The organism is Streptomyces sp. NPDC001549 (genome assembly GCF_042894025.1).
In the GTDB taxonomy this organism is placed as follows: Bacteria; Actinomycetota; Actinomycetes; order Streptomycetales; family Streptomycetaceae; genus Streptomyces; species Streptomyces kutzneri.
Genome location: NZ_JBIAVJ010000077.1, coordinates 1 through 2,999 on the forward strand (window position 1 = coordinate 1; position 2,999 = coordinate 2,999).

3 protein-coding genes are annotated in these 2,999 nt (G+C 69.4%); 2 read left to right on the plus strand and 1 reads right to left on the minus strand.

What is annotated here, in order from left to right; all coding sequences use genetic code 11:
• The first annotated feature begins 488 nt into the window (after positions 1-488).
• Together ACFY04_RS43630 and ACFY04_RS43635 are read left to right on the plus strand one after the other, a co-directional pair.
• Complete coding sequence (locus tag ACFY04_RS43630) at positions 489-1,139, plus strand: hypothetical protein (protein WP_389126630.1); 651 nt, start codon at positions 489-491, stop codon at positions 1,137-1,139.
• A 369-nt stretch (positions 1,140-1,508) separates the two neighbouring features.
• A complete protein-coding gene (locus tag ACFY04_RS43635) occupies positions 1,509-1,739 on the plus strand; it encodes a hypothetical protein (protein WP_389126631.1) in 231 nt (76 codons plus the stop codon).
• A gap of 794 nt (positions 1,740-2,533) precedes the next feature.
• Here the strand turns inward: ACFY04_RS43635 and ACFY04_RS43640 are convergent.
• Positions 2,534-2,668, minus strand: coding sequence for a hypothetical protein (locus ACFY04_RS43640; RefSeq protein WP_389126633.1), 135 nt, complete (start codon positions 2,666-2,668; stop codon positions 2,534-2,536).
• Positions 2,669-2,999: the final 331 nt, after the last annotated feature.

Here is a 2,999-nt window from a genome sequence, read left to right on the forward strand (position 1 = left end):
TCAACTCCCTCGCCGACTACCTCACCAAGGTCGGAACCGCCAACCAGCAAACCGAGCAGAAATAACCATCAGGATTTCTGGCGCATCACACTAGCGAACCTGGTCAAGGGGTCGCCGATCGGCCACCCGGAGCCGGACAAGGGGCAGGCGGTCGGCCGGTGCGCACGATCCGGGAGGTGCGCTTCGCGTGCGGTGCGGAACATCGGATGCCAGAAATCGTCGTGCGCACGGTGCGGTGCGGAACATCGAGTGAGCCTCCGCCCGGTGGAATCCACTGAGTGGAGTGGCTCCCACTGGGTGGAGTCCACTGAGTTAGGACCGTTTCCCCGGACCTCATCGCGGCGTCGGAGCTCACTTCTCAGCGCCGGAACCGATTTCATTGCGCACCAACTCACCTTAGGATGCGTTGACTTGAGGGCAACAGAGGGGGGCGAATGAGTGGGGGTCTGACGTTCGGGCATGTTGTGTTGATCGTATTGCTCTGTTGGTTGATCTACGCACTGTTCGTGCATACCCGCGCAGCCGTGCACGGGTGGCGGCTGCCTGCATCGTCACTCGCTCCAGACCAGCTGGAGATGTGTCAGAGGCAGGCATTCCGCGCGATCTGCCAGCGGGCCGAGAGCCCGGGTCCGCGCGTGATGATGACGGACTACTTCCTCGACCGAGGATGGAACCGGGCGGACGCCATGCGCATCATGGCCGAGCCGCTCAAGCACAAACTGATCAAGGTCAAGGGCTGGCGGTTCGGCGGGTACAGCGTGACGCGCAAGGGCTGGGCTGGCTACGAGAGCATCATGTATAGGGGAGGCGACGGAGTGCACATTTCCGCGGCATCGGGCGGCTTCGTGGTGGCGAACGTCAACAGCCCTCGAGCGGTGGCACACGGCGGCTATGGCAACAACACAAACGCGCCGGACATCCCACACCAGCGGCTGATCGATGCCCTGCATGCGGACGCGGACACTGCGACGCCCGATGAGGCAGTGCGGGCGCGGGAGTACGCCGACGACCTGGCCTCGGCCGTCGAGACGCAGGACGCCGACAGGACGGCCCGCATCCTTGGAAGGATCAACGCCCTCCTGTCCACCGCCACGGCCGCCTTCACTCTGACCCGCGGAATGCTGCCGCCCGGCTCGTAGCGGACGGATCCCCCTCGGGCCGACGCGCGGTGTCCTGCGAGGTGTCGGCCGGCCGGGGGGCGGGCGGGCGGCAGACTTTCGGCATGGATGCGGAGTCGGTGGCGGTGGAGTTGTACGGGCTGAAGCCCTTGCAGTTCACCGCGGTCAGGGATGAGTACGTGGCCCAGGCCCGGAAGGCCGGGGACAGGCAGCTCGCCGCCGCCATCGCAGGGTTGCGGAAGCCGACCGTTGCGGCGTGGACGGCGCCGGGCTGCTGGCACGCCGCCGGCCGAAGGAGGCGCGAGCTTCGTCCAGCTTGGCGAGGCGCTCCGGACCGAGCACCGGACGCTGCATGCCGGGCAGTTGCGGAAGCTGTCGCATGATCAGCATGTGGTGATCGGGCGCCTCGCGCGCACAGCGCGCGCTCTGGCCGTGGAGGCGGGGCAGGCGGTGAGTGAGCCGGTGCTGCACGAGGTCGAGCAGATCCGCGACGCGGTCCTCGCCGACGCCGACGTCGCCGAGCAGTGGGCGGCGATCTTCGCGACTGGTATGCCCTGTGCGGACAGCAGCACCATCTGGGCCCCCGTCAGGTCACCACCGACCCGGTACCCCGGCGAATGATCCGCAGTCTCGATGGGCGCCACCCGGTGTCGGGCATCGTGCGGTCCACTCGGTGGACGATGCCCGGCATCGTCATCACAGTCAGGCGTTCGAGTGCCGCATCCGGGACAGGGCGCGCGCATCGCGGCGGGCCGCCGCGATGCCGACGCGGTTCTGTCGGGGCCGGGGCCGACGCGCCTGGGCGCCGTAGAGCCGGCGTATCCCGGCCGCCTTGAGCCGCTTGCGCTGCTTGGCCAGCTCCGCCTTCCTCGCCTTGATGGACTTCGGCCTCCGGGGCCGGTTCCAGAGACCGGCGGCGGCCCGAGCGCCTCGGCGCGCTCCTGGGCGGCCTCCTTCAGCCCGGCGGCGACGGCTTCGATCCTCGGGTCCGGCGGCGGCGTGCTGGTCATGCGATTCCTCCGGTGGGTGTGGTGGCCCAGCGCGGGCTGGACAGGCTGCGGGGTGCGCCGCGGTGGAGCCGTCGCCGAGGCGAGCTGGGGTGAGGGGCGGCGGGCGGCGGCTCGTTCCCGGATGCCGGCCTGGAGCCGGGCAGCCATCTCTGCGGCCGCGACCTCCAGCGTCCGGCTGGTCTGCTCCACCGTGGCGACGTCCGTGGTCGGCTCCAGGTCTCGGCCGGCCCTCCGCTCGGCCCGCTCTGAGCGCAGGTTGGGGTCTCGGGGTAGTCGGCACGGCGACGGTGCGCGGCCGGGTCCGGGAGTGCAGGCGGTCCGCGCGGCTTACGGCGTGGACCCGGGCGGTGGGGGCGCCGGCGGCAAGGCGGGCCCGCTCCTACGGGGTGGCGGACCGGTTGCGGGTCAGGGGGCGCAGCACGGCCTGGTCCTCGATGTCGTGCGGTGGTACAGGGCGCGGAGGTCGCCGGTCATCATCAGTCCCCGGCCGACCGGGCGGATGTAGCCGTCGATGACCTCCTGGATAATCTGGTCGTCCATACCGGGCTGGTGGAAGTGTTCTCCACCGTTTGGAACTCTCACGAGAGTCGCCGCCAGCTCTGAAGCCGGGCACTCAGGCGCGGTAGCAGCGGACTACGACCCGGTGTGCCGGCCACCATCAGCCTGAGCCCGGCCCAAGGCCGCACCTACCTGTCTCCCTCAGGAACCAGTATCGGGGCAGACGACGAACCGGACCCGCGATACTTTGCCGAAGCCCTGCCCAGCCCCGCCCCCGTGCTAAGGGATTGCAGATCATCAAGGTGTTGCTTCCCGACCTGGGGCTCGTTGGTCTGGTATGCGCATCCCGGACGAGACCCGTGACCAACTCTGC

Excerpts from the sequence above, each read along its gene's own strand:
- ACFY04_RS43640 (WP_389126633.1), bottom strand. The coding sequence starts at position 2,668 with ATGGACGACCAGATTATCCAGGAGGTCATCGACGGCTACATCCGCCCG.